This is a genomic window from Duganella caerulea (genome assembly GCF_040362985.1).
GTDB classification, from domain to species: Bacteria; Pseudomonadota; Gammaproteobacteria; order Burkholderiales; family Burkholderiaceae_D; genus Rugamonas; species Rugamonas vulcania.
In genome coordinates this window covers 121183-140826 of sequence record NZ_BPWJ01000009.1, presented here as the reverse complement: position 1 = coordinate 140826, position 19644 = coordinate 121183, and the positions used below count along the sequence as shown (strand labels likewise).

Below are 19644 nucleotides of genomic sequence, written 5' to 3'. Positions count from 1 at the left end.
AGGCCAACTCCAACATTTCATCGATGCCGCGAATTGTAGAAGCTCTTGCCCCGCACCACAAGGAAACTTGCAAATTCATTAAGCCACGGCGGGTTCCGGCTGGGCCAGCCAGGCTGCGACGTAGCGCGCCAGGCGGCCGACGAACACACCGTTGAACAAGCCGAACAGCAAGGTGACCGCCGTGGCAAACACCAGGTTCTGCGCCAGTTCTGGATGCAGGGCCGTGGTCACCGCCACCGCGTACTTGGTGCAGAAGATGGCGATCATCAGCATCAGCGGCATCCAGCTGCCGCGATGGCGCACGGTGCCGGCGGCGCGGTCGACCACGATGGGCGTGCCGCTGCCGAGCCGCCACGTCACCGCCGCGCCGGCCAGCACGCCCACCAACCACACGGCCCAGACGCCGCCGCCCAGCGCGCCGTGTCCGCTCATGCTCGACAACGACAGGCCGATCATCACCGCCGGGATGATGAACAGCGCCCGCATCGCCAGTTCGCGGTCGCGACTGGCCAGCACGCCGCGGTACAGCAGGAAGGCCAGCAAGGCCCAGACGTAGGTAGGTGTGTGGGTGACGATTTGCGCAATCATGATTCGCTCCGCATGGCTGGTTAAGGTGGTGCCACTATGCCGGGCGCGGCGCCGGCGCGGAGCGCGATGCGACGAAATGCAGCGGCACGGCGCGAAATGCAGGAAAACGGCGTCAAGCCGACTGCGCAAAGTGTGTCCATCCCGTCAAGCAAGCGTTGCAGCGAAATGGTACGTTACAAAATTTCGGTGGCACAACAAGCGGACTCGGCATAAATTACCACACAGCAATGTCTGAGCGCCTTCCTGGAGATCACCGTCATGACCCCGACACCGACCGCGGCCGCCGCCGCCCGCTTCCTGGCGCAAGCCTCGATGGGAGCCAACCGCGCCGAGATCGCCAAGGTGCAATCGCTGGGCTACGCCGGCTGGATCGACGCGCAGCTGGCCGCGCCGCGTTCCGGCAACCGCTGGGACTGGCTGGTGGCCAAGGGCTACAACGCCCTCACCAACCGCAACTCCGAGAACGGCTTCGACGCCTGCGCGTGGCGCAAGCTGATCAGCGCGCCGGACACGCTGCGCCAGCGCGTCACGCTGGCGCTGTCGGAAATCTGCGTGGTGGCGATCGACGGGCTGGTCGGCGGCGGCTGGCGCGCGTTCTCGGCGGCGGCCTACCTGGACCTGCTGGAAGGCTACGCCTTCGGCAACTACCGCGCGCTGCTGGGCGCGATCTCGACCAGCGCGCCGATGGGCCAGTACCTGACCTTCCGCGGCAACGCCAAGCAGAACCCCACCACCGGCGCCCTGCCCGACGAAAACTACGCGCGCGAACTGATGCAGCTGTTCAGCATCGGCCTGATCCAGCTGAACCTCGACGGCACGCCCAAGCTGGACAACAACGGCGCGCCCAGGGAAACCTACGGCCTGAGCGACATCACCGGCCTGGCCCGCGTGTTCACCGGCTGGGACTTCGACATGGCCGGCCTGGACGCCAACACGCCCGACTTCCTGCGCCGGCCGATGGCGCAGGTGGCCAAGCGGCACGAGACCGGCGCCTCCACCTTCCTCGGCAGCACCGTGCCGGCCGGCCTGTCCGGCGCCGACGCGCTGAAGGCGGCGCTGGACATCATCTACGCCCATCCCAACGTGGCGCCCTTCATCAGCCGCCAGCTGATCCAGAAACTGGTGACCAGTAATCCCTCGCCGGCCTACGTGGCGCGCGTGGCCGCCGTGTTCAACAGCGACAGCCGTGGCGTCAAGGGCAACCTGGCGGCGGTGGTGCGGGCGCTGCTGCTCGACCCCGAGGCGCGCAGCGACAGCCTGAACGTGCCCGGCGCCGGCAAGCTGCGCGAGCCCATGCTGCGCTTCATCGGCTGGGCGCGCGCCTACAGCGCCAACTCCGCCAGCGACGCCTGGGCCATCGGCAACACCAGCGATGCCGCCAGCCGGCTGGGCCAGAGTCCGCTGCGTTCGCCGTCGGTGTTCAACTTCTACCGTCCCGGCTACGTGCCGCCCAACAGCGCGGTCTCCAAGGCCGGGCTGCTGGCGCCGGAGTTCCAGCTGATCAATGAGACCTCGGTGGTCGGCTACGTCAACTATATGCAGCGCGCGGTCAGCAAGGGCGTCGGCGATGTGCTGCCCGACTACAGCAGCCTGCTGCCGCTGGCCGCCAACGGCCAGGCGCTGGTCGACGAAATCAACACCGTGCTGGCGGCCGGCCAGCTGGGCAGCGCCAGCGTCGGCCTGATACGCGGCGCCATCGACACCATGTCCGCCAAGACCGACGCCGCGCTGCACAACCGCATCTACGCCGCGCTGACGCTGGTCATGGCCGCGCCGGAATACCTCGTTCAATTATAGGAAGCCGCCATGACCACCAACTCTTCCCGCCGCGCCTTCCTGCAACGCGCCTCGATGCTGGCCATGAGCGGCGTGGCCGCGCCGCTGGCCGTCAACCTGGCCGCGATGGCCGAAGCCTCGGCCGCTACCGCCAGCGACTACAAGGCCATCGTCTGCGTGTTCCTGTATGGCGGCAACGACTACGCCAACACGCTGGTGCCGTACGACGCCGCCAGCTACAATGCCTACTACGCGCTGCGCCCGACGCTGGCCTACCAGCAGAGCGCGCTGTCGGCCACCGTGCTCAACACGGGCGCGCCGCCGGTCGACGTCAACGGCGTGGCTCACCAGTACGCGCTGGCGCCGGAACTGGCGCCGCTGCTGCCGATCTTCAACGCCGGCAAGATGGGCGTGCTGCTCAACGTCGGCACGCTGGTGCATCCGACCAGCAAGCAGCAGTACCTGGCCAAGTCCGTGCCGCTGCCGTCCAAGCTGTTCTCGCACAACGACCAGCAATCCGAATGGCAATCGTCGATGCCGGAAGGCGCGACCTCGGGCTGGGGCGGACGCATGGGCGACCTGTTCGAATCGGGCAACGGCAACGCCACCTTCACGTGCGTCAACGTCTCCGGCAACGCGGTGTACCTGTCCGGGAAGGAGGCGGTGCAGTACCAGGTTTCGACCAAGGGCTCGGTGCCGTTCAGCGCTTTGCAAAGCCCGCTGTTCGGCTCGGCCAGTTGCAGCAGCGCGCTGCGCACGCTGATCACGCAACAGCACAGCAACCTGATGCAGTCCGATTACGCGAGCGTGACGCAACGGGCCATCTCCGCCAACGACGTGCTGACCTCGGCGCTGGCCGGCGCACCGGTCATCAACACGGCCTTCCCCACCAATAACAACCTGGGTGACCAGCTGAAGATGGTGGCGCGCATGATCTCGTGCGCGTCGACGCTGGGCGCCAAGCGGCAGGTGTTCTTTGTGTCGATGGGCGGCTTCGATACGCACGACGGCCTGGTCAAGGTGCATCCAGGCCTGCTGAAAAGTGTGGCCGACGCGATGGCGGCCTTCTACCAGAGCACGGTCGAGCTGGGCGTGGCCAACCAGGTGACGGCCTTCACCGCGTCCGACTTCGGCCGCACGCTGAGCGGCAACAACGACGGTTCGGACCACGGCTGGGGCAGCATGCACTTCATGCTGGGCGGCGCCGTCAAGGGCGGCCGCTACTACGGCAAGGCGCCGGTGGTGGCCAGCAACGGCCCGGACGATGTCGGCCAGGGCCGCCTGCTGCCGACCACGTCGATCGAGCAGTACGCGGCCACGCTGGGCAGCTGGCTGGGGGTGTCGAACACCGACCTGCTGGCCATGTTGCCCAACCTGGCCAACTACAACGCCAGCGCGCGCAACCTCGGCTTCGTCTGACGCTTATTGCGCCGGCTGCAGGTTGGCGACCAGCGCGCCGGGCTTGGTGCTGATCCCGGTCAGCACGAACTGCACGCCGGCGTAGCGCAGGTCCTCCGGCCGGAAGGTGTGGACCGGCACATCCTTGAGGGTGTTCTCGCCCAGCAGGTTGGCCACGCTGGCGATCTGGTTCTGCTTGCCCTCGTCCATGCCGTCGACCATGAAGCGGTCCACGTGCGCATCGCTGATGTAGATGACGTTGCGCACATTGTCCACCTTCAGGCGGCCAGATACCGCCATGCTGCCATGCCACGACTGGCGCGCCAGCAGCGGCGCCACGTTCACGTCCAGCGTCAGCACCACGCGGTCGTTCTCGGCCAGGATGTCCAGCTGCGGATGGCTCAGCTCCACTTCGAACACGCCCAGCACGCGATGGCGCACGGGGAACTTGTGGTCCAGGTTCTGCTGCAGGCGCGCCTGCGGCAGCTCCACCTGGCGCGGGCCGATCAGCGTCGAGCAGGCGGCCAGCAGGCCCGCCAGCATAAGCGGCGCGGCAATTCGGGCGTAACGTTTAAGATCGGTCATGTCGACTTTCTGAAATTAGCGGATCGCCCACATTATGACCCACACACGAATTGGCTGCGCAAGCTGGAGTATCGACCGTGCGTCGGCCCCGTATTTTGCCTCCGAAGGCAGCCACCTGCAGCGCTACGCCCGCGTCATGAACGCGGTCGAGATCAACTCCTCGTTCTACCGGCCGCACCAGGCCTCGACCTATGCGCGCTGGGCCGACGACGTGCCGGAGGATTTCCGCTTCTCGGTCAAGCTGCCGCGCAGCATCACGCACGACCACCGGCTCAAGGACATCAATGAGCTGCTGGATCGCTTTGCCGGCGAGGTAGGCGGCCTCGGCGCCAAGCTGGGCTGCCTGCTGGTGCAACTGCCGCCCAGCCTGGCGCTGGATACCGCGCTGGCCGACGCGCTGTTCGCCCGCCTGGCCGCCCTGTTCCGCTGCGCCATCGCCTGCGAGGCCCGCCACCCGAGCTGGTTCGCCGCGACAGGCACCGCGCTGCTGCAAGCCCACAACATCGCCAGGGTGATCGCCGATCCGCCCGCCGGCCAGCCCGGCCCCCACGTGCCGACCGGCGACATGGTCTACGCCCGGCTGCACGGCAGCCCGCGCATGTACTATTCGTCGTACTCGGACGAATACCTCGACAGCGTCGCGGCCTACCTGGCCGGCAAGGACGGCTGGATCATCTTCGACAACACCGCCAGCGGCGCCGCCCTGCCCAACGCGCTGACACTGATGAAAAAAACAACATAAGACATGAAGCGCTTGCTTTTTCAAATCCTAGTGTTATAGTTCACTACAACACCACTCCATTAACACACATCAAGGGGACCACATGTATGTCCACGATAGGCTGGAATGACAATGCGCCGATTTATCGGCAGCTCAAGGACAAGGTCATCGGCATGGTGCTCGACGGCCTCCTCAAGCCCGGCGACGCCCTGCCCTCCGTAAGGCAGGTGGCCGCCGATTACCAACTCAATCCGATCACCGTATCTCGCGCCTACCAGGAACTGGTGGACGAAACGCTCGTAGAAAAAAGAAGGGGACTAGGTATGTACGTCACTGACGGCGCCCGCGACAAACTGCTGGCCACTGAACGCGAACGCTTCCTGAACGAAGAATGGCCGCTGATGCTCGAACGCATCCGCCGCCTGGGCCTGGAACTGGAAACCCTGCTCAAGCCTATCGCCCCCGGAGGTGCGTCATGAGCGCGGTCATCACGGCTGGCAACCTCAGCAAAACCTACGGCAAGCAGGCCGCGCTGAACGGCGCCAGCTTCACGGTCGAGGCAGGCCGCATCGTCGGTCTGATCGGCCCCAACGGTTCCGGCAAGACCACCACCCTCAAGGCCATCCTCGGCCTGACCCAGTTCGAAGGCGAGCTGACGGTGCTGGGCATGGATCCGCGCAGCCAGCGCGACGCGCTGATGAACGAGGTCTGCTTCATCGCCGACGTCGCCATCCTGCCGAAGTGGCTCAAGGTCAAGGACGCGATCGACTTCGTGGAAGGCGTGCATCCGCGCTTCAACCGCAGCAAGGCCGAGAAATACCTGGCCAACACCAAGCTCAGCCCGAACATGAAGGTCAAGGCCATGTCCAAGGGCATGGTGGTGCAGCTGCACCTGGCGCTGGTGATGGCGATCGACGCCAAGCTGCTGGTGCTCGATGAACCCACGCTGGGCCTGGACATCCTGTACCGCAAGCAGTTCTACCAGAACCTGCTGGAAGACTACTTCGACGAGAACAAGACCATCCTGATCACCACCCACCAGATCGAGGAAGTCGAGCACATCCTCACCGACCTGATGTTCATCCAGGACGGCAAGATCTCGCTAGCGGCGTCGATGGACGAGGTGGGCGAGCGCTTCACCGAAGTGATGGTCGAGCCGCAGTTCGTCGCGGCCGCCAACGCGCTGCAGCCGATGAGCCAGCGCACCGTGTTCGGCAAGCCCATCATGCTGTTCGATGGCGTGCCGCGCATGCAACTGTCGACCTTCGGGGAACTGCGCACGCCCAGCGTCGCCGACCTGTTTGTCGCAACGATGAAAGGAACCTACGCATGAAAACGATGAAATGGCTGATCAAGCGCGAGCTGTGGGAACACAAGGGCATGCTGGTCTGGGCGCCCGCCGTCATCGCCGCCCTGATCGCGGCGCTGGCGCTCGGCTCCATCATCATGGGCCACCACCTCAACTTCAATGAAGGCGACGACGCTGTCTCGATCGGCTCCGTGACCATCGAAGGCGCGGCGCGCACGCGCATCGTGGAGACCATGTCGCAGGCCTATATGATGTCGGCGATGCCGGTGCTGATGGTGCTGAGCTTTGTGGTGTTCTTCTACTGCCTGGGCGCGCTCAACGACGAACGGCGCGACCGCAGCATCCTGTTCTGGAAATCGCTGCCGGTGTCCGACTTCTCGACCGTGCTGTCCAAGGTGGTGCTGGCGTTGGTGGTGGCGCCGCTGATCACGCTCGCGATCGGCACCGTGCTGTCGCTGCTGATCCTGTTCGCCGCCTGCGGCGCGGTGCTGGCGCACGGCACCAACCTGTTCGGCGCCATGCTGATGTCGCCGGACCTCTACCTGACCCCGCTGCGCGTGGTGGGCCTGCTGCCGGTGTATATCCTGTGGGCCTTGCCGACGGTGGGCTGGCTGTTGATGGTCTCGAGCATGGTGCGCTCCAAGGTGTTCCTGTGGGCGGTCGGCACGCCGCTGGTGGCGTCGTTGCTGCTGGTGTGGGCGGAAAAGATGCTGCACTTGGGCTTCAACGCCAGCTGGTTCATCACCCGCATCGTCGACCGCATCCTGCTGGGCGCGATTCCCGGATCGTGGATCGTGTTCGAGGCCGACCATGTGCCGCTGCAGCTTGAAGCGCACCGGATGGCCGTGCCGGAAACCATCTTCCACGGCTCGTGGGCCACGCTGGGCGGCATCAGCGTATGGCTCGGCGTCGCGGCCGGCGTGGCGATGATCGCCACCGCCGTCTGGATGCGTCGTCGCCGCGAGGAAGGTTAAGCGTGGCGGGCAAACACTTCATGATCGCCGCGCTGCTGGCGGCCGCCGTGGCGGCGCTGCCAGCCACGGCGGCGGAAACGGAAACCGGATCGGCGCAGGTTGTCGTCATCAACGGCAGCCGCAGCCCGGAAATGCAGCCTTACCGCTACATGCTGTCCGGCCTGGACGCCTTCGACAGCGAGCACGCGCTGGCGCCGAATGCGCAGCAACTGCGCTTCCGCCTGCACGCCAAGAAAAAGGCGCCCGCTGGCAGCTTCGACAACCTGGTGGTGCGGCTGTCCGGCAATGAGACCGACATCCCGGTGCCGCTGGCGGAGGACCACAGCTTCACGCTGCCGCGCAGCGCGGAGGCGGAACGCGACAACGCCGATGTGGTGCTGAACCAGAAGAAGAGCTACTACGGCTGGATGCCGGACGTGCGCAGCGCCGGCGTGCCGGCGGACATGCGGCGCCTGGGCGACATCCGGCTGGAGTGCCGGGTGCTGGTCGCGATCGCGAAGAACTACATTCCCTTCCTGCTGCGCGCGACGATCAACACCCTCATGCTGACCACCGACTGGTGCTCGTTCAAGGACTTCAACATGAGCATGCGCAGCGAGCGCGTGATCGCCAGCGCCACGCTGGTGGATGGCACGCACAGGCTGGAGCTGAAGGTCGGCGAGGATGGGAAAAACTACTCGGTGCCGCTGAACGACAAAACCTACTCGAACGATGCCCTGATCGAGTTCACCTACGAGTAAACCCGTTGGGGTCAAGTCTGACATTCGGACACGAGCTCTGCTGTAACGACGTGCTACAGCAGAGCTCGTGTCCGAATGTCAGACTTGACCCCAAATTTTTTATTCGAATTGTTTGCGGAATTCAGCGAACTGCGCGGTCAGGTCTTCGACTTGCTGGCGCAGTTGCTGGACTTCGTGCTCCAGCGCCGCCACACGGCCGCCCTGCCCCGCCGCGCTGACCGAGCCGCCCAGGCTGGCTGCGGTTTCTTCCCGCGCCAGCGCATCTTCGCCGCCGAGCAGCTGGCCGTAGCGCGGCTCCTTGGTGCCGGGCGCCAGCGCCAGCCGCGAGACCAGCGGCGGATATTTGTCGATCAGGAATTGCAACGCCAGCTCGACGTCGCCCACCGATTTGAATTCGTGCAGGCGCCCGGTGCGGGTGCGGATCTCGCCGGCGGTTTGCAGGCCGCGCAGCATCAGGATGGTCAGCACGGCCAGCTTGTCCTGTTCCAGCGACCATTTGATGCGCATGCGGTGCTCGTACTTGGTCACGCGCGCGCCCGCCTGCGTGATGCCGTTGACGTACTTGCGCTGCATCAGCCGCTGCAGCACGTCGGCCACCGTCTCTTCCGACAGCGCCATCACCGGGTCCCGGCTCGACAGCTGATTACAGCCGTTGACCAGCGCGTTCAGCGACAGCGGATAGTTATCCGGCGTCAGCGCTTCCTTCTCGGCCAGCACGGCCAGCACGCGGATTTCAAACGGGTCCAGCACTTCCACGCCATCGGGCGACGATTCCATATGCGGCTTCCTTATTCAACGAGTTTGTTGAGTTGGTCTGAATTCAATTTATCACAGTCGGGCACGCCCTGACAGTGCAAGCCCGCCGCCTTCATGGTGGCGAGGATGCGTTCGATCTGTTCTTCCTGTTTCACGGCGTGGTTGATCAAGCCGTGCAGCGCCTTCGACAGCGGATCGTCGCCGTTCGGCGTGACGCCATAGGCGCTGAACAGGTTGGCCGTGGCGCTCACCGCCGAGGCTGGTTCCTTCTGCACGATGTGCGCCGGATTGCCGACCGCCGTGGCGCCCGGCGGCACCGGCTTCAACAGCACGGCGTTGGAGCCGACCTTGGCGTACTCGCCCACCGTGAAGCCGCCCAGCACCTTGGCGCCGGCGCCGACGATGACGCCGCGCGCCAGCGTCGGATGGCGCTTGGCGCCGGTGTGCAGCGAAGTGCCGCCCAGGGTCACGCCCTGGTAGATGGTGCAGTCGTCGCCTACTTCGGCGGTCTCGCCGATCACCACGCCGAAGCCGTGGTCGATGAAGACGCGGCGGCCGATGGTGGCGCCGGGATGGATCTCGATGCCGGTGACGATGCGGGCCAGGTAGGAGATGAAGCGCCCCAGCCATTTCATCTTGCGCGTCCAGCACCAGTGCGCCCAGCGGTGCATGACGATGGCTTGCAGGCCGGGGTAGCAGGTCAGCACTTCCCAGGCGTTGCGGGCCGCAGGGTCGCGTTCGATGATGCTGTTGATGTCTTGGCGCAGGTGATGGAACATGGGGTGTACGGGATTGCAACTGAAACGCTCATGGTAGCGTATTCGGTCGGTGGTTGCTGGGAAGCGGCTTGCAGGGAGGGAGAACCGGCGGCCCTCGTAGCAGGCCGCCGGCTGGTCGTATCGCTTAAATCTCTTTGGCGATACGCTGGCGGCGTGCCTCGTACAGACAGACGCCGGATGCGACGGATACGTTCAGGCTTTCGACCGAACCAAACATTGGAATGCTGACCAGCATGTCGCAGGTCTCGCGCGTCAGGCGGCGCATGCCCTCGCCTTCCGAACCCATGACCAGCGCGGTCGGGCCGGTGAAGTCGGCTTCGTACAGGCCCTTCTCGCCGTCGTCGGAGGTGCCGATCAGCCAGATGTCGCGGTCCTTCAGGTCGCGCAGCGTGCGCGCCAGGTTGGTGACGGTGATGTACGGCACGGTCTCGGCCGCGCCGCTGGCGACCTTGGCGGCGGTGGCGTTCAAGCCCACCGCGCGGTCCTTCGGCACGATCACCGCGTGCGCGCCGACACCGTCGGCCACGCGCAGGCAGGCGCCCAGGTTGTGCGGATCGGTGATGCCGTCCAGGACCAGCAGCAGCGGCGGGCCTTCGATGGCGTCCAGCAGTTCGTCCAGGTTGCGCGCCAGCGCCAGCTGCGAGGCAAACGCGATCACGCCCTGGTGGCGGCGGGTGCCGACGATCTTGTCGAGGCGGGCCGAATCAACCGGCATCACGCGCACGCCGGCCGCCTTGGCGTTGGCGATCAGGTCCTTCATGCGGCGGTCGTCGCGCCCCATGTCGACAAAAATCTCTTCCACGGACGAGGCCTCATGACGCAAGCGCGAGGTCACGGCGTGGAAACCAAAAATCATTTTATTCTTACTCATTTATCGCTTCTTTTTACTTTTTGAGACAGTCTTCGCTGCTCGGGGTGCTACCGGGGCAGCCGCCCCGGCATTAGTCTTGCGTCCGCCGCGCGACTTGGCGGCGGGCTTGGCCTCGGCCGGCTTGGCGGCGGCTTTGGCAGGCTGCGCTTTCGGCACGGCCGGACCAGGCTTGATGTTGGTCTTGCGGTCCTTGGACGGCGCGTCGCCCTTCTCGGCGCGCGGCGGCGGCGCATCGGCCCCGGCCAGGCGCAGGTCGATCTTGCGCGCTTCCAGGTCCACGCGCACCACCTGCACGCTGACGCGGTCGGTCAGCTGGAACCTCTTGCCGGTGCGTTCGCCGCGCAGTTCGTGGCGGGCGTCGTCGTACTGGAAGTAGTCGGCGCCGAGGTCGGTCACGTGCACCAGGCCTTCGACGAACAACTGGTCCAACTGCACGAAGATGCCGAAGGTGGTCACGCCGGTGATGATGCCGGTGAATTCCTCGCCCAGCTTGTCCTGCATGAAGTAGCACTTGAGCCAGGCTTCGACATCGCGCGACGCCTCGTCGGCGCGGCGCTCGTTGGCCGAGCAGTGCACGCCCAGCGCGTCCCACACGGTCAGGTCGACGGCTTTTTTCTCCTTGCCCTCGGCCTTGTCCTTGGCCTGCTGCTTGCGGGTGGCGTTCGAGACGTTGGTGTTCAGCACGCTGGTGCTGGCCACTTTCGGCTCGTACTTCTTACCCAGCAGGATGGCCTTGATGGCGCGGTGCGTCAGCAAGTCCGGATAGCGGCGGATCGGGCTGGTGAAGTGGGCATAGGCCTCGTACGCCAGGCCGAAGTGGCCGATGTTGTCGGGCGAGTAGACCGCCTGTTGCATCGAGCGCAGCAGCATGGTCTGCAGCAGCGACGCGTCCGGACGCTCCTTGACCTGCTTCATCAGCGCGGCGTAGTCGCCCGCGGTCGGCTTGTCGCCGCCGTTCAGGTTCAGGCCCACCTGCTTGAGGAAGGTGCGCACCTGCTTGAGCTTTTCAGCGGTCGGGCTGGCGTGGATGCGGTAGGTGCCGGGATGCTTGTGGCGGATCAGCAGGTCGGCCGCGCAGACGTTGGCGGTCAACATGCATTCTTCGATCAGCCGGTGGGCGTCGTTGCGGGTGCGCGGGATGATCTTCTCGATCTTGCCGGACGGGTTGCAGACGATGTAGGTCTCGGTGGTCTCGAAGTCGATGGCGCCACGTTCGGTGCGTGCCTTCAGCAGCGCGTGGTACACCTCGTACAGGTTCAGCAGGTGCGGCACGATGCCGGGACGGCGCGCGGCCTCGGGGCCCTTGGTGTTGCCGAGGATGTCGGCCACTTCGGTGTAGGTCAGGCGCGCGGCCGAGTGGATCACGGCCGGATAGAACTGGTAAGCCTTGATCTCGCCCTTGGCGGTGACGACCGCGTCGCACACCAGCGTCAAACGGTCGACCGCCGGGTTCAGCGAGCACAGGCCGTTGGACAGCTTCTCCGGCAGCATCGGAATCACGCGGCGCGGGAAGTAGACCGAGGTGCTGCGCTCCAGCGCGTCGGCGTCGAGCGCGTCGTTCGGCTTGACGTAGTGGCTGACGTCGGCAATCGCGACGATCAGGCGGTAGGCGTTGGTGCGGCCGATCTTGACCGGTTCGCAGTAGACCGCGTCATCGAAGTCGCGCGCGTCTTCGCCGTCGATGGTGACCATCGGCACGTCGCGCAGGTCGACACGGTCGCCCAGGTCGGCGTCGCGCACGTGGTCCGGCAGCTTGTTGGCCTGCTTGAGCGCGGCGTCCGAGAACACATGCGGCACGCCGAACTTACGCACGGCGATTTCAATCTCCATGCCGGGGTCGTCCAGCGAGCCCAGGATTTCAACGATCTTGCCGACCGGCTGCTTGAAGCGCATCGGCTGTTCGGTCAATTCGACACTGACGACCTGGCCCGACTTGGCCTTGCCGATCGAGCCTTCGACCAGGATGTCCTGGGCGATGCGCTGGTCTTCCGGCGCGACGATCCAGGCGCCGTTTTCGTTCAACAGGCGGCCGATGATGTGGGTGTTGGCGCGCTGCACCACTTCGACGATGGTGCCTTCCGGGCGGCCGCGGCGATCGACGCCGACCACCTTGGCCAGCACGCGGTCGCCATGCAGCACTTTCTGCATTTCCTTCTCAGGCAGGAACAGGTCCTCGCCAGGCTCGTCCGGGATCACGAAACCGAAGCCGTCCTTGTGGCTGCTGACGCGGCCGGAGATGAAGCCGGTTTCGGTGGCCAGCGAGAAGTGGCCGCTATCGTCGGAGATGATCTGGCCGTCGCGCTGCATGGCGTTCAGGCGGCGCGACAGGACGGCCTGGGCCTCGGTCGCGACCTTCAGCGACTTCGACAGTGCGCGCAGATCGAGCGGCGCCTTGGCGCTGCGGAAGATGCCGAGAATTTCCTCCCGGCTGGGAATGGTATGGGTAGATTGGTTCAAAAGTATTTCTGTAGTTATTATTGACAGTGTTCAGAGGAAATCCGGCCTGGCAAAATCGTCAGGTGCATATATATGACACGACGACAGGCGTAGTGTACTTGGAAACGCCCTGATTGACTAATTTGCGGATGGCGTCGCGAATTCCGGCGGATTTTTTAGGTCGGGCCATTTGACATCCCGCAAAATTCCTCTATAATCTTGGTCTCTCGCAGCGACAACGTTGAAAAACGGCGACAAAGCGAGGGTTTGTAGAAATACAGGCTGCTAGACAGGGTTGATGTGCAGTATGGAACGAAAGTTCATCTGGCGCGAAACTCTCCCCGTCGCTATAATAGCAGAGTTGTTAAGAAGCATCAGTGCCCACGTGGCGGAATTGGTAGACGCGCATGGTTCAGGTCCATGTGCCGCAAGGTGTGGGGGTTCGAGTCCCTCCGTGGGCACCACAAATTCCGCAAAAAAGCCTCCATCGAGCTGAAAAGCAGATGGGGGCTTTTTTCATTGTCAGGCCGGCGCCGTGCTCCACTCCAGCTTGAGCTGGGCGCCGATCTCGCGCAGCAGCTCGTGCTCGTCGACCGGCTTGCCGAGGAAGGCGTTGGCGCCCACCTGCAGCGAACGCTCCTCCTCTTCCGGCGTCGAACTGGCGGAAATGATCACCACCGGCATGTGGCTGGTGCGGGCGTCGGCACGCAGGCGGCGCGTGGTCTCGATGCCGTCCATGTCCGGCATCACCATATCCAGCAGCACCATGTCCGGCAGGTTGGCCTGCATCTGGCGCAGCGCGGCGACGCCGCTGTCGGCCTCCAGCATGCGGAAGTCCAGCGCGCCCAGCAGGTCGCGCAGCAGCGCGCGGTTGGTGGCGACGTCGTCCACCACCATGATGGTCTTGCGCGGCCCCAGGTAGCCGGTGGCGTTGTGGCCATCGCTGCTGGCCGGCGACGGCGCCTCCGCCAGCGGCGCGGAGACGTCGAACCAGAAACGGCTTCCCTGCCCCAGCGTGCTTTCCACCTTGAGTTCGCCGCCCATCAGCCGCACCAGCTGGCCGCTGATCGCCAGGCCCAGCCCGGTGCCGCCGGCGCGGCGCGCCGTATCGCCCACCTGTTCGAACGGCCGGAAGATGGCCTCCACATGATCGGGCGCGATGCCGATGCCATCGTCGCGCACTTCGAAACGTAGCGCCGCCATGCCAGGTGGCGCATCCGGCAAGGGCATGACGCGCAAGCGCACGGTGCCGCGGTCGGTGAACTTGACGGCGTTGCCCAGCAAATTCAGCAGCACCTGGCGCAGCCGGGTCTCGTCGATGCTGATCGCCACCGGCAGGCCGGCCACCAGTTCCAGCTCGAAGTGCAGCTGCTTCTGCTCGGCGCGCACGCGCATGATGTCGGCCACGACCGACAGCAAGTCGCCCAGCAGCACCGGCCTGGGGTGGAATTCCATCCGGCCCGCCTCCACGCGCGACAGGTCGAGCACGTCGTTGATCAGGGCCAGCAAGTGCTGGCCGCCCTGCTGTATCGTGCCAACGCCGGAGCGCTGCGTCGGCGTCAGGCCCTTGTCGCGCTTGAGGATTTGCGTGTAGCCGAGGATGGCGTTGAGCGGCGTGCGCAGTTCGTGGCTCATCGACGCCAGGAAGGCGCTCTTGGCACGGTTGGCCACCTCGGCGCGCTCCATGGCGGCGCGCAGCTCGCTGTTGACCTTCTGCAGCTCGGCGTTGACGGCCGCCAGCTGCGCCGGGCTGGGAATGCGCAGCGCCACCGGCACCAGCCGCACCAGCACCAGGGCCGTGACCACCGAGGCGGCGGCGGTGATCGCCTTCAGGATCACCGACAGCCAGTAGTCGGGATACCAGATCACCCAGATGTCGGCCAGGTGCGTGCTGCCGCAGGCCAGGATGAAGACGCCGAAGGCGATGAACATCCAGTCGAACGGCATGTCGCGGCGCTTGCGGATGAAGTACAGCAGCGTGACAGGGATGGTCAGGTAGGCCAGCGCGATCAGGCCGTCGGAAATCACGCTCATCCAGAGGATGGACGGCGTCCATAAAAAACAGTGGCCGTGCGGCATGAAGCCCTGGCTTCCGAACCAGTTGCTCAATGTATCCATGGCCTACCTCCTTGGTCTCAGATGACGGCACCAGCACTCAGGAGCTTACGAAAGTGTGAGCAAACAAGCAAGCAGCAAATCCGCGCTGCGGCTTTCTGCAATCTTTCTCAAAAATCAGCATTTCGTCCTTGACGCGCGCGCGCCGCTCCCCTATGATTCTGGCCTCTGTTGCAGAACACGCAGCAGAAAAGCAGTAACAGTGCCCACGTGGCGGAATTGGTAGACGCGCATGGTTCAGGTCCATGTGCCGCAAGGTGTGGGGGTTCGAGTCCCTCCGTGGGCACCACAGAATTCCGCGAAAAGCCTCCATCGAGCTGAAAAGCAGATGGGGGCTTTTTTCATTGCGGGCTTTTTCCCATCGCCGCTATTTTACGCCTCGCCCTTGACGGCGCCGCCACCATGCGGCATGATACTGCCTCTGTTGCAGAACACGCGGCAGAGAGTAGCAAGCAGTACAGTGCCCACGTGGCGGAATTGGTAGACGCGCATGGTTCAGGTCCATGTGCCGCAAGGTGTGGGGGTTCGAGTCCCTCCGTGGGCACCACAGAATTCCGCAAAAAAGCCTCCATCGAGCTGAAAAGCAGATGGGGGCTTTTTTCATTGTCCTCGCCGGAAATTATTTCAATAAAGCACGAAATCTCTATTGACGGGGTAGCCGCCCTCCTTTAAGATTCGGGCCTCTGTTGCAGAACACGCGACAGAAAAGCAGTAACAGTGCCCACGTGGCGGAATTGGTAGACGCGCATGGTTCAGGTCCATGTGCCGCAAGGTGTGGGGGTTCGAGTCCCTCCGTGGGCACCACAGAATTCCGCAAGAAGCCTCCATCGAGCTGAAAAGCAGATGGAGGCTTTTTTCATTACAGCGCCGCTTTGACGGCGTCCGCCAGCGAGATGGTCGGATGGCCGATCAACTTGCCCAGCGTGCCGCTGCCATCGTACAGCGCGCCCTTGGCGGCCTGCGCATCCGAATCGGCGATCAGGTCGGCCAGCGGCGCCGGCAGGCCCACACTGACCAGCATCTCACGGTAATCCTGCTGCGGCAGGTTGTGGAAAGGGATCTGCTTGCCCGACTGGCGCGACACTTCCGCCGCCAGCTCGCCCAGCGTGAATGCCTGGTCGCCCGCCAGCTCGTACACCTGCTGCACCGGTCCGCTGCTGGTCAGCACGGCCGCCGCCGCGTCGGCGTAGTCGGCGCGGGCCGCCGCCGAGATGCGCCCTTCACCGGCGCCGCCGGCCAGAGCGCCATGCGCCAGCGCCGCGCCCAGGCCACCCGTGTAGTTCTCGACATACCAGCCATTGCGCAGCAGGGTGTACGGCAAGCCGGAGGCGCGCACGGCCGCCTCGGTCTCGCGGTGCTCGGCGGCCAGCGCCAGCGGCGACGTGTCCGCATGCAGCACGCTGGTGTAGGCAATAAGGCCAGCCTTGGCGCGCACGGCGGCGTCGACGACGTTGCGGTGCTGCGGGCCACGCTGGCCCAGCTCGCTCGACGAGATCAGCAGCACCTTGGTGGCGCCCTGGAAGGCGGCGTCCAGCGAGGCCGGATCGGCATAGTCGGCGCGCCGCACCTGCACGCCTTGCGCGGCCAGGTCGGCCACCTTGGCGACGTCGCGCACAGCGGCGACGATCTGCGCGGCAGGAACGGTTTTCAGCAGGCGGGCGATCACCAGACGGCCCAGTTGGCCACTTGCACCAGTAACGATAATCATGTTTTTCTCCTTTGAACAGGCTGCCACGGGGAGGTTTCCGCGCGGTTGATGCTATGATAGGGTCTACACTTACTAATTGTAAGTACGCACAAAATGGTAAGTACCCCATCCAACCGGAGGAAGCCCAGATGAACCAAGTCAAATCAAGCCGCTCGCTGCGCAAGGTGCTGGCCAGCAACCAAGGTGATCCGCGCGCCCACGTGCTGGCGGCGGAATGCCCGTCGCGCGCCGTGCTGGGCCACATCACCAGCCGCTGGGGCGTGCTGGTGCTGGTAGTGCTGCTGGACGGCACCCACCGCTTCAGCCAGCTGCGCCGGGAGATCGGCGGCGTCAGTGAGAAGATGCTGGCGCAGACGCTGGACGCGCTGGCCACGGACGGCCTGGTGCTGCGGGTGGCGCAGCAGGTGGTGCCGCCGCACGTGGAGTACAGCCTGACGCCGCTGGGTCGCCAGGCGGCCGAACGGCTGGAGGTGCTGGTCGACTGGATCGAAGACAACTTCCCGCTGATCCAGCAGGCGCAGGAGGCCGCCGCCCTGGCCGCGGCCTAGTCCTCCTGAAAGGCTTGACCGGGAACGTCCATCCTGTGACACTGGCTGCACCAAGTACTGCGGAGCGGATCCCCTTACCCATGATGCAGCCGTCACCTCCCGACCAGCCGAACGTCGTGTTGATAGCCACCAACACGAACTACGATCTCGCCACACTCAGGACCATGCTGGCCCCGCACGGCCTGGCGGTCGAGCAGGTGCGGCGCGGCGACGAGGCCCTGGCGCTGGCCGCCGGCGGCAAGGTCGCCCTGGCGCTGCTGGACGTGGCGCTGGCCGGCAGCGCGCGCCTGGAATTGTGCGGGCGCCTGCGCGACGCCTGCGGCGGCAAGCTGCCGCTGTTCCTGTTGTCATCCACGCCCTCGCCCGACGAACGCGAGCGCGCCCGCGAAGCCGGCGTCAGCGCCTACCTGCCGCTGTCCTTCCCCACCGAGGACCTGGCTGAAAAAATCCTGCTGCAACTGAAGGCGATCACGCCGGCGCCGGCGCCGGACGGCCTGCCGACCATGGCGACGCTGGAAGTGAACTACCACCAGATGCTGGCCGGCTCGCCGGACGCCATCCTGCTGATGCAGCGCGGCAGCAACCGCGTGCTGGACGTCAACCGCGCCACCCGCCTGCTGTTCGGCATGACCGAAACCGAGCTGCTGCAGGCCAGGCTGCCGGACCTGTGCCCGCCGCGCCAGCCGGACGGCCGCGCCTCGTCCGAGGCGTTCGCCGGCTATGTCGACCGGGTGATGGCGGGCGGCGTGCAGGTGTACGAGCTGACGGTGCGGCACAGTTCCGGCCGCCTGGTGGCGTGCGAACTGCGCATGGTGCCGCTGAACACGCCCGAACACCGGGTGATGCACGTACGCATCGTCGATGTCAGCAGCCGCAAGCGGGCCGAGGAACTCCGCGACGGCAAGAACCTGGTGCTGGAAATGATCGCACGCGGCGCGCCGCTGAAGGACACGCTGGACCAGCTGGCGCGCCTGATCGAGGCCCAGGCGCCGCCGGTGCTGTGCTCGGTGATGCTGGTGGCGCCGGACGGCGTCACGCTGCAGGTGGCCGCCGCCCCCAGCCTGCCGGCCGAGTACCTGGCAACCGTCGACGGCCTGCCGTCGGGCCCGGTCGCCGGCTCCTGCGGGACCGCCGTGCACCGCAAGGAGACCGTGGTGGTCAGCGACATCCTCAACGATCCGCTGTGGGCACCCTACAAGGAGACGGCCCTGCAATACGGCCTGCGCGCCTGCTGGGCCATGCCGATCCTGCTCGATCCCGGCACCGTGCTGGGCAGCTTCGCCATGTACTACCTCGAATCGCGCAGCCCGACCAACGAGGACCGCCAGCTGATCAAGGCCGCCACCCACCTGGCCGGCATCGCCATCGCCAGCACCCGGCGCGAGGCCGAGCTGCTGCGCCACCGCGAACATCTGGAAGAGCTGGTGCAGGCGCGCACCGCCGAGCTGCAGCGGGCCAAGGAGGACGCCGAGCACGCCAACGAGGAACTGTCGACCGCGCTGGAGAACCTCAGCATGACGCAGGAGGAGCTGGTGCGGCGCGACAAGCTGGCCGCGCTGGGCGCGCTGGTGGCCGGCGTGGCCCACGAGCTGAACACGCCGATCGGCAACTGCCTGACCATGGCCGGCAGCATGAGCGAACGCACGGAGGCGCTGCGGCGCGACCTGGACGGCGGCCTGCGGCGCTCGGTGCTGGCCGAGTATCTGCAACAGGCCGCCGATGCCGACGATGTCGTGCTGCGCAACCTGAAGCGCGCGGCCGCGCTGGTGGATGGCTTCCGCCGCATCGCGGTCGACAACACCAGCTCGCAGCGCAGCCACTTCGTGCTGGGCGACCTGGTGGCGCAACTGCTGCAGGCCAGGCAGGCCGAGGTCAAGCAGCACGGACTGGAACTGGTGGAGGAGATCGAACACTGGCTCGAGCTCGACAGCTATCCCGGCCCGCTGGGCCAGGCGCTGGAAAACCTGATCGACAATTGCATCGCGCACGCTTTCGAGGGCCGCACGCAGGGCACCATCACGATCCGCGCCCAGGACATCGGCAACGGCGAGATCGCCGTCTCGGTCGGCGACAACGGCGTCGGCATCCCGTCCGCCAACCTGTCGCGCATCTACGATCCCTTCTTCACCACCCGGCTCGGCGCCGGCGGTTCCGGCCTGGGCCTGTACATTACGCACAACATCGTCACCGGCGTGCTGGGCGGACGCATCGAGACCGTCAGCACGCCGGAGGCCGGCACCACGGTCACCCTGCGGCTGCCGCGCGTCGCGCCGTGTTGAGCCGGCCGCAATAATTTTCTTTCGCGCAATTGTTGCGGTCGTATAATAGCTTGCAGCAGAC

At 65.6% G+C, this 19644-nt stretch carries 17 protein-coding genes and 4 tRNA genes; 13 read left to right on the top strand and 8 right to left on the bottom strand.

Annotated elements, in window-relative coordinates:
• Positions 1-78: 78 nt before the first annotated feature.
• Positions 79-717, bottom strand: a complete 639-nt coding sequence (locus ACUJB0_RS24790; RefSeq protein ID WP_444847547.1) for a DUF6622 family protein — start codon at positions 715-717, stop codon at positions 79-81.
• Between the two features lie 129 nt (positions 718-846).
• Here ACUJB0_RS24790 and ACUJB0_RS24785 point away from each other — a divergent pair, with 129 nt between their 5' ends.
• Together ACUJB0_RS24785 and ACUJB0_RS24780 are read left to right on the top strand one after the other, a co-directional pair.
• Entirely contained in the window at positions 847-2385 is a 1539-nt protein-coding gene (locus ACUJB0_RS24785) for a DUF1800 domain-containing protein (RefSeq protein ID WP_444847546.1), read from the top strand.
• Positions 2386-2394: 9 nt separating this feature from the next.
• Entirely contained in the window at positions 2395-3783 is a 1389-nt protein-coding gene (locus ACUJB0_RS24780) for a DUF1501 domain-containing protein (protein WP_444847545.1), read from the top strand.
• A 3-nt stretch (positions 3784-3786) separates the two neighbouring features.
• Here ACUJB0_RS24780 and ACUJB0_RS24775 read toward each other — a convergent pair whose 3' ends face one another.
• Positions 3787-4347 carry a DUF1439 domain-containing protein gene (locus ACUJB0_RS24775; RefSeq protein WP_444847544.1) on the bottom strand — a complete coding sequence of 187 codons (561 nt, stop codon included), beginning with the start codon at positions 4345-4347 and terminating at the stop codon, positions 3787-3789.
• 34 nt (positions 4348-4381) lie between these two features.
• On the opposite strand from ACUJB0_RS24775, the gene ACUJB0_RS24770 reads away from it, so the two are divergent.
• The 5 genes from ACUJB0_RS24770 to ACUJB0_RS24750 all read left to right on the top strand — a co-directional run bounded on the left by ACUJB0_RS24770 (position 4382) and on the right by ACUJB0_RS24750 (position 8091).
• Positions 4382-5089, top strand: a complete 708-nt coding sequence (locus tag ACUJB0_RS24770) for a DUF72 domain-containing protein (protein WP_444847543.1) — start codon at positions 4382-4384, stop codon at positions 5087-5089.
• An 86-nt stretch (positions 5090-5175) separates the two neighbouring features.
• Positions 5176-5547: a GntR family transcriptional regulator gene (locus tag ACUJB0_RS24765; protein ID WP_161082410.1), complete on the top strand. Its 372-nt coding sequence runs from the start codon at positions 5176-5178 to the stop codon at positions 5545-5547.
• Positions 5544-6401, top strand: coding sequence for an ABC transporter ATP-binding protein (locus tag ACUJB0_RS24760; RefSeq protein WP_444847542.1), 858 nt, complete (start codon positions 5544-5546; stop codon positions 6399-6401). Before ACUJB0_RS24765 ends, ACUJB0_RS24760 begins: the two co-directional genes overlap by 4 nt.
• Positions 6398-7351 (top strand): hypothetical protein, encoded by a 954-nt coding sequence (locus ACUJB0_RS24755; RefSeq protein ID WP_444847541.1) that lies wholly within the window; start codon positions 6398-6400, stop codon positions 7349-7351. The genes ACUJB0_RS24760 and ACUJB0_RS24755 overlap by 4 nt, the downstream gene beginning before the upstream one ends.
• 2 nt (positions 7352-7353) lie before the next feature.
• Positions 7354-8091 (top strand): hypothetical protein, encoded by a 738-nt coding sequence (locus ACUJB0_RS24750; protein WP_444847540.1) that lies wholly within the window; start codon positions 7354-7356, stop codon positions 8089-8091.
• 99 nt (positions 8092-8190) lie between these two features.
• Here the strand turns inward: ACUJB0_RS24750 and ACUJB0_RS24745 are convergent, their stop codons facing one another.
• The 4 genes from ACUJB0_RS24745 to rnr all read right to left on the bottom strand — a co-directional run bounded on the left by ACUJB0_RS24745 (position 8191) and on the right by rnr (position 12954).
• Positions 8191-8868, bottom strand: coding sequence for a YceH family protein (locus ACUJB0_RS24745; RefSeq protein WP_444847539.1), 678 nt, complete (start codon positions 8866-8868; stop codon positions 8191-8193).
• An 11-nt stretch (positions 8869-8879) separates the two neighbouring features.
• A complete protein-coding gene (gene cysE, locus ACUJB0_RS24740) occupies positions 8880-9626 on the bottom strand; it encodes a serine O-acetyltransferase (protein WP_117009939.1) in 747 nt (248 codons plus the stop codon).
• A gap of 124 nt (positions 9627-9750) precedes the next feature.
• Positions 9751-10497, bottom strand: a complete 747-nt coding sequence (rlmB, locus tag ACUJB0_RS24735; RefSeq protein ID WP_117009938.1) for a 23S rRNA (guanosine(2251)-2'-O)-methyltransferase RlmB — start codon at positions 10495-10497, stop codon at positions 9751-9753.
• Positions 10498-12954 (bottom strand): ribonuclease R, encoded by a 2457-nt coding sequence (gene rnr / locus ACUJB0_RS24730; RefSeq protein ID WP_444847538.1) that lies wholly within the window; start codon positions 12952-12954, stop codon positions 10498-10500. It abuts the gene before it with no gap.
• A gap of 358 nt (positions 12955-13312) precedes the next feature.
• Between rnr and ACUJB0_RS24725 the strand changes: the two genes are divergently transcribed.
• Positions 13313-13397, top strand: a tRNA-Leu gene (locus tag ACUJB0_RS24725).
• Between the two features lie 58 nt (positions 13398-13455).
• On the opposite strand, the gene ACUJB0_RS24720 is transcribed toward ACUJB0_RS24725, so the two are convergent.
• Positions 13456-15051, bottom strand: a complete 1596-nt coding sequence (locus tag ACUJB0_RS24720) for an ATP-binding protein (protein ID WP_444847537.1) — start codon at positions 15049-15051, stop codon at positions 13456-13458.
• A gap of 201 nt (positions 15052-15252) precedes the next feature.
• On the opposite strand from ACUJB0_RS24720, the gene ACUJB0_RS24715 reads away from it, so the two are divergent.
• From ACUJB0_RS24715 to ACUJB0_RS24705, 3 genes are all read left to right on the top strand, one after another.
• A tRNA-Leu gene (locus ACUJB0_RS24715) sits at positions 15253-15337 on the top strand.
• Positions 15338-15510: 173 nt separating this feature from the next.
• A tRNA-Leu gene (locus ACUJB0_RS24710) sits at positions 15511-15595 on the top strand.
• A 172-nt stretch (positions 15596-15767) separates the two neighbouring features.
• Positions 15768-15852, top strand: a tRNA-Leu gene (locus tag ACUJB0_RS24705).
• 55 nt (positions 15853-15907) lie between these two features.
• Here the strand turns inward: ACUJB0_RS24705 and ACUJB0_RS24700 are convergent.
• A complete protein-coding gene (locus ACUJB0_RS24700) occupies positions 15908-16756 on the bottom strand; it encodes an SDR family oxidoreductase (protein ID WP_444847536.1) in 849 nt (282 codons plus the stop codon).
• Positions 16757-16884: 128 nt separating this feature from the next.
• On the opposite strand from ACUJB0_RS24700, the gene ACUJB0_RS24695 reads away from it, so the two are divergent.
• Both ACUJB0_RS24695 and ACUJB0_RS24690 read left to right on the top strand, forming a co-directional pair.
• Complete coding sequence (locus ACUJB0_RS24695; protein WP_444847535.1) at positions 16885-17304, top strand: winged helix-turn-helix transcriptional regulator; 420 nt, start codon at positions 16885-16887, stop codon at positions 17302-17304.
• Positions 17305-17384: 80 nt separating this feature from the next.
• Positions 17385-19583, top strand: coding sequence for an ATP-binding protein (locus ACUJB0_RS24690; protein ID WP_444847534.1), 2199 nt, complete (start codon positions 17385-17387; stop codon positions 19581-19583).
• The last annotated feature ends 61 nt before the right edge of the window (positions 19584-19644 follow it).

What these genes read in the sequence shown, in the direction of transcription:
- ACUJB0_RS24785 (WP_444847546.1), top strand. Translation starts at nt 847, where the DNA reads ATGACCCCGACACCGACCGCGGCCGCCGCCGCCCGCTTCCTGGCGCAA.
- ACUJB0_RS24780 (WP_444847545.1), top strand. Translation starts at nt 2,395, where the DNA reads ATGACCACCAACTCTTCCCGCCGCGCCTTCCTGCAACGCGCCTCGATG.
- ACUJB0_RS24775 (WP_444847544.1), bottom strand. Translation starts at nt 4,347, where the DNA reads ATGACCGATCTTAAACGTTACGCCCGAATTGCCGCGCCGCTTATGCTG.
- ACUJB0_RS24770 (WP_444847543.1), top strand. Translation starts at nt 4,382, where the DNA reads ATGACCCACACACGAATTGGCTGCGCAAGCTGGAGTATCGACCGTGCG.
- ACUJB0_RS24765 (WP_161082410.1), top strand. Translation starts at nt 5,176, where the DNA reads ATGTCCACGATAGGCTGGAATGACAATGCGCCGATTTATCGGCAGCTC.
- ACUJB0_RS24760 (WP_444847542.1), top strand. Translation starts at nt 5,544, where the DNA reads ATGAGCGCGGTCATCACGGCTGGCAACCTCAGCAAAACCTACGGCAAG.
- ACUJB0_RS24755 (WP_444847541.1), top strand. Translation starts at nt 6,398, where the DNA reads ATGAAAACGATGAAATGGCTGATCAAGCGCGAGCTGTGGGAACACAAG.
- ACUJB0_RS24745 (WP_444847539.1), bottom strand. Translation starts at nt 8,868, where the DNA reads ATGGAATCGTCGCCCGATGGCGTGGAAGTGCTGGACCCGTTTGAAATC.
- cysE (WP_117009939.1), bottom strand. Translation starts at nt 9,626, where the DNA reads ATGTTCCATCACCTGCGCCAAGACATCAACAGCATCATCGAACGCGAC.
- rlmB (WP_117009938.1), bottom strand. Translation starts at nt 10,497, where the DNA reads ATGAGTAAGAATAAAATGATTTTTGGTTTCCACGCCGTGACCTCGCGC.
- ACUJB0_RS24720 (WP_444847537.1), bottom strand. Translation starts at nt 15,051, where the DNA reads ATGGATACATTGAGCAACTGGTTCGGAAGCCAGGGCTTCATGCCGCAC.
- ACUJB0_RS24700 (WP_444847536.1), bottom strand. Translation starts at nt 16,756, where the DNA reads ATGATTATCGTTACTGGTGCAAGTGGCCAACTGGGCCGTCTGGTGATC.
- ACUJB0_RS24695 (WP_444847535.1), top strand. Translation starts at nt 16,885, where the DNA reads ATGAACCAAGTCAAATCAAGCCGCTCGCTGCGCAAGGTGCTGGCCAGC.
- ACUJB0_RS24690 (WP_444847534.1), top strand. Translation starts at nt 17,385, where the DNA reads ATGATGCAGCCGTCACCTCCCGACCAGCCGAACGTCGTGTTGATAGCC.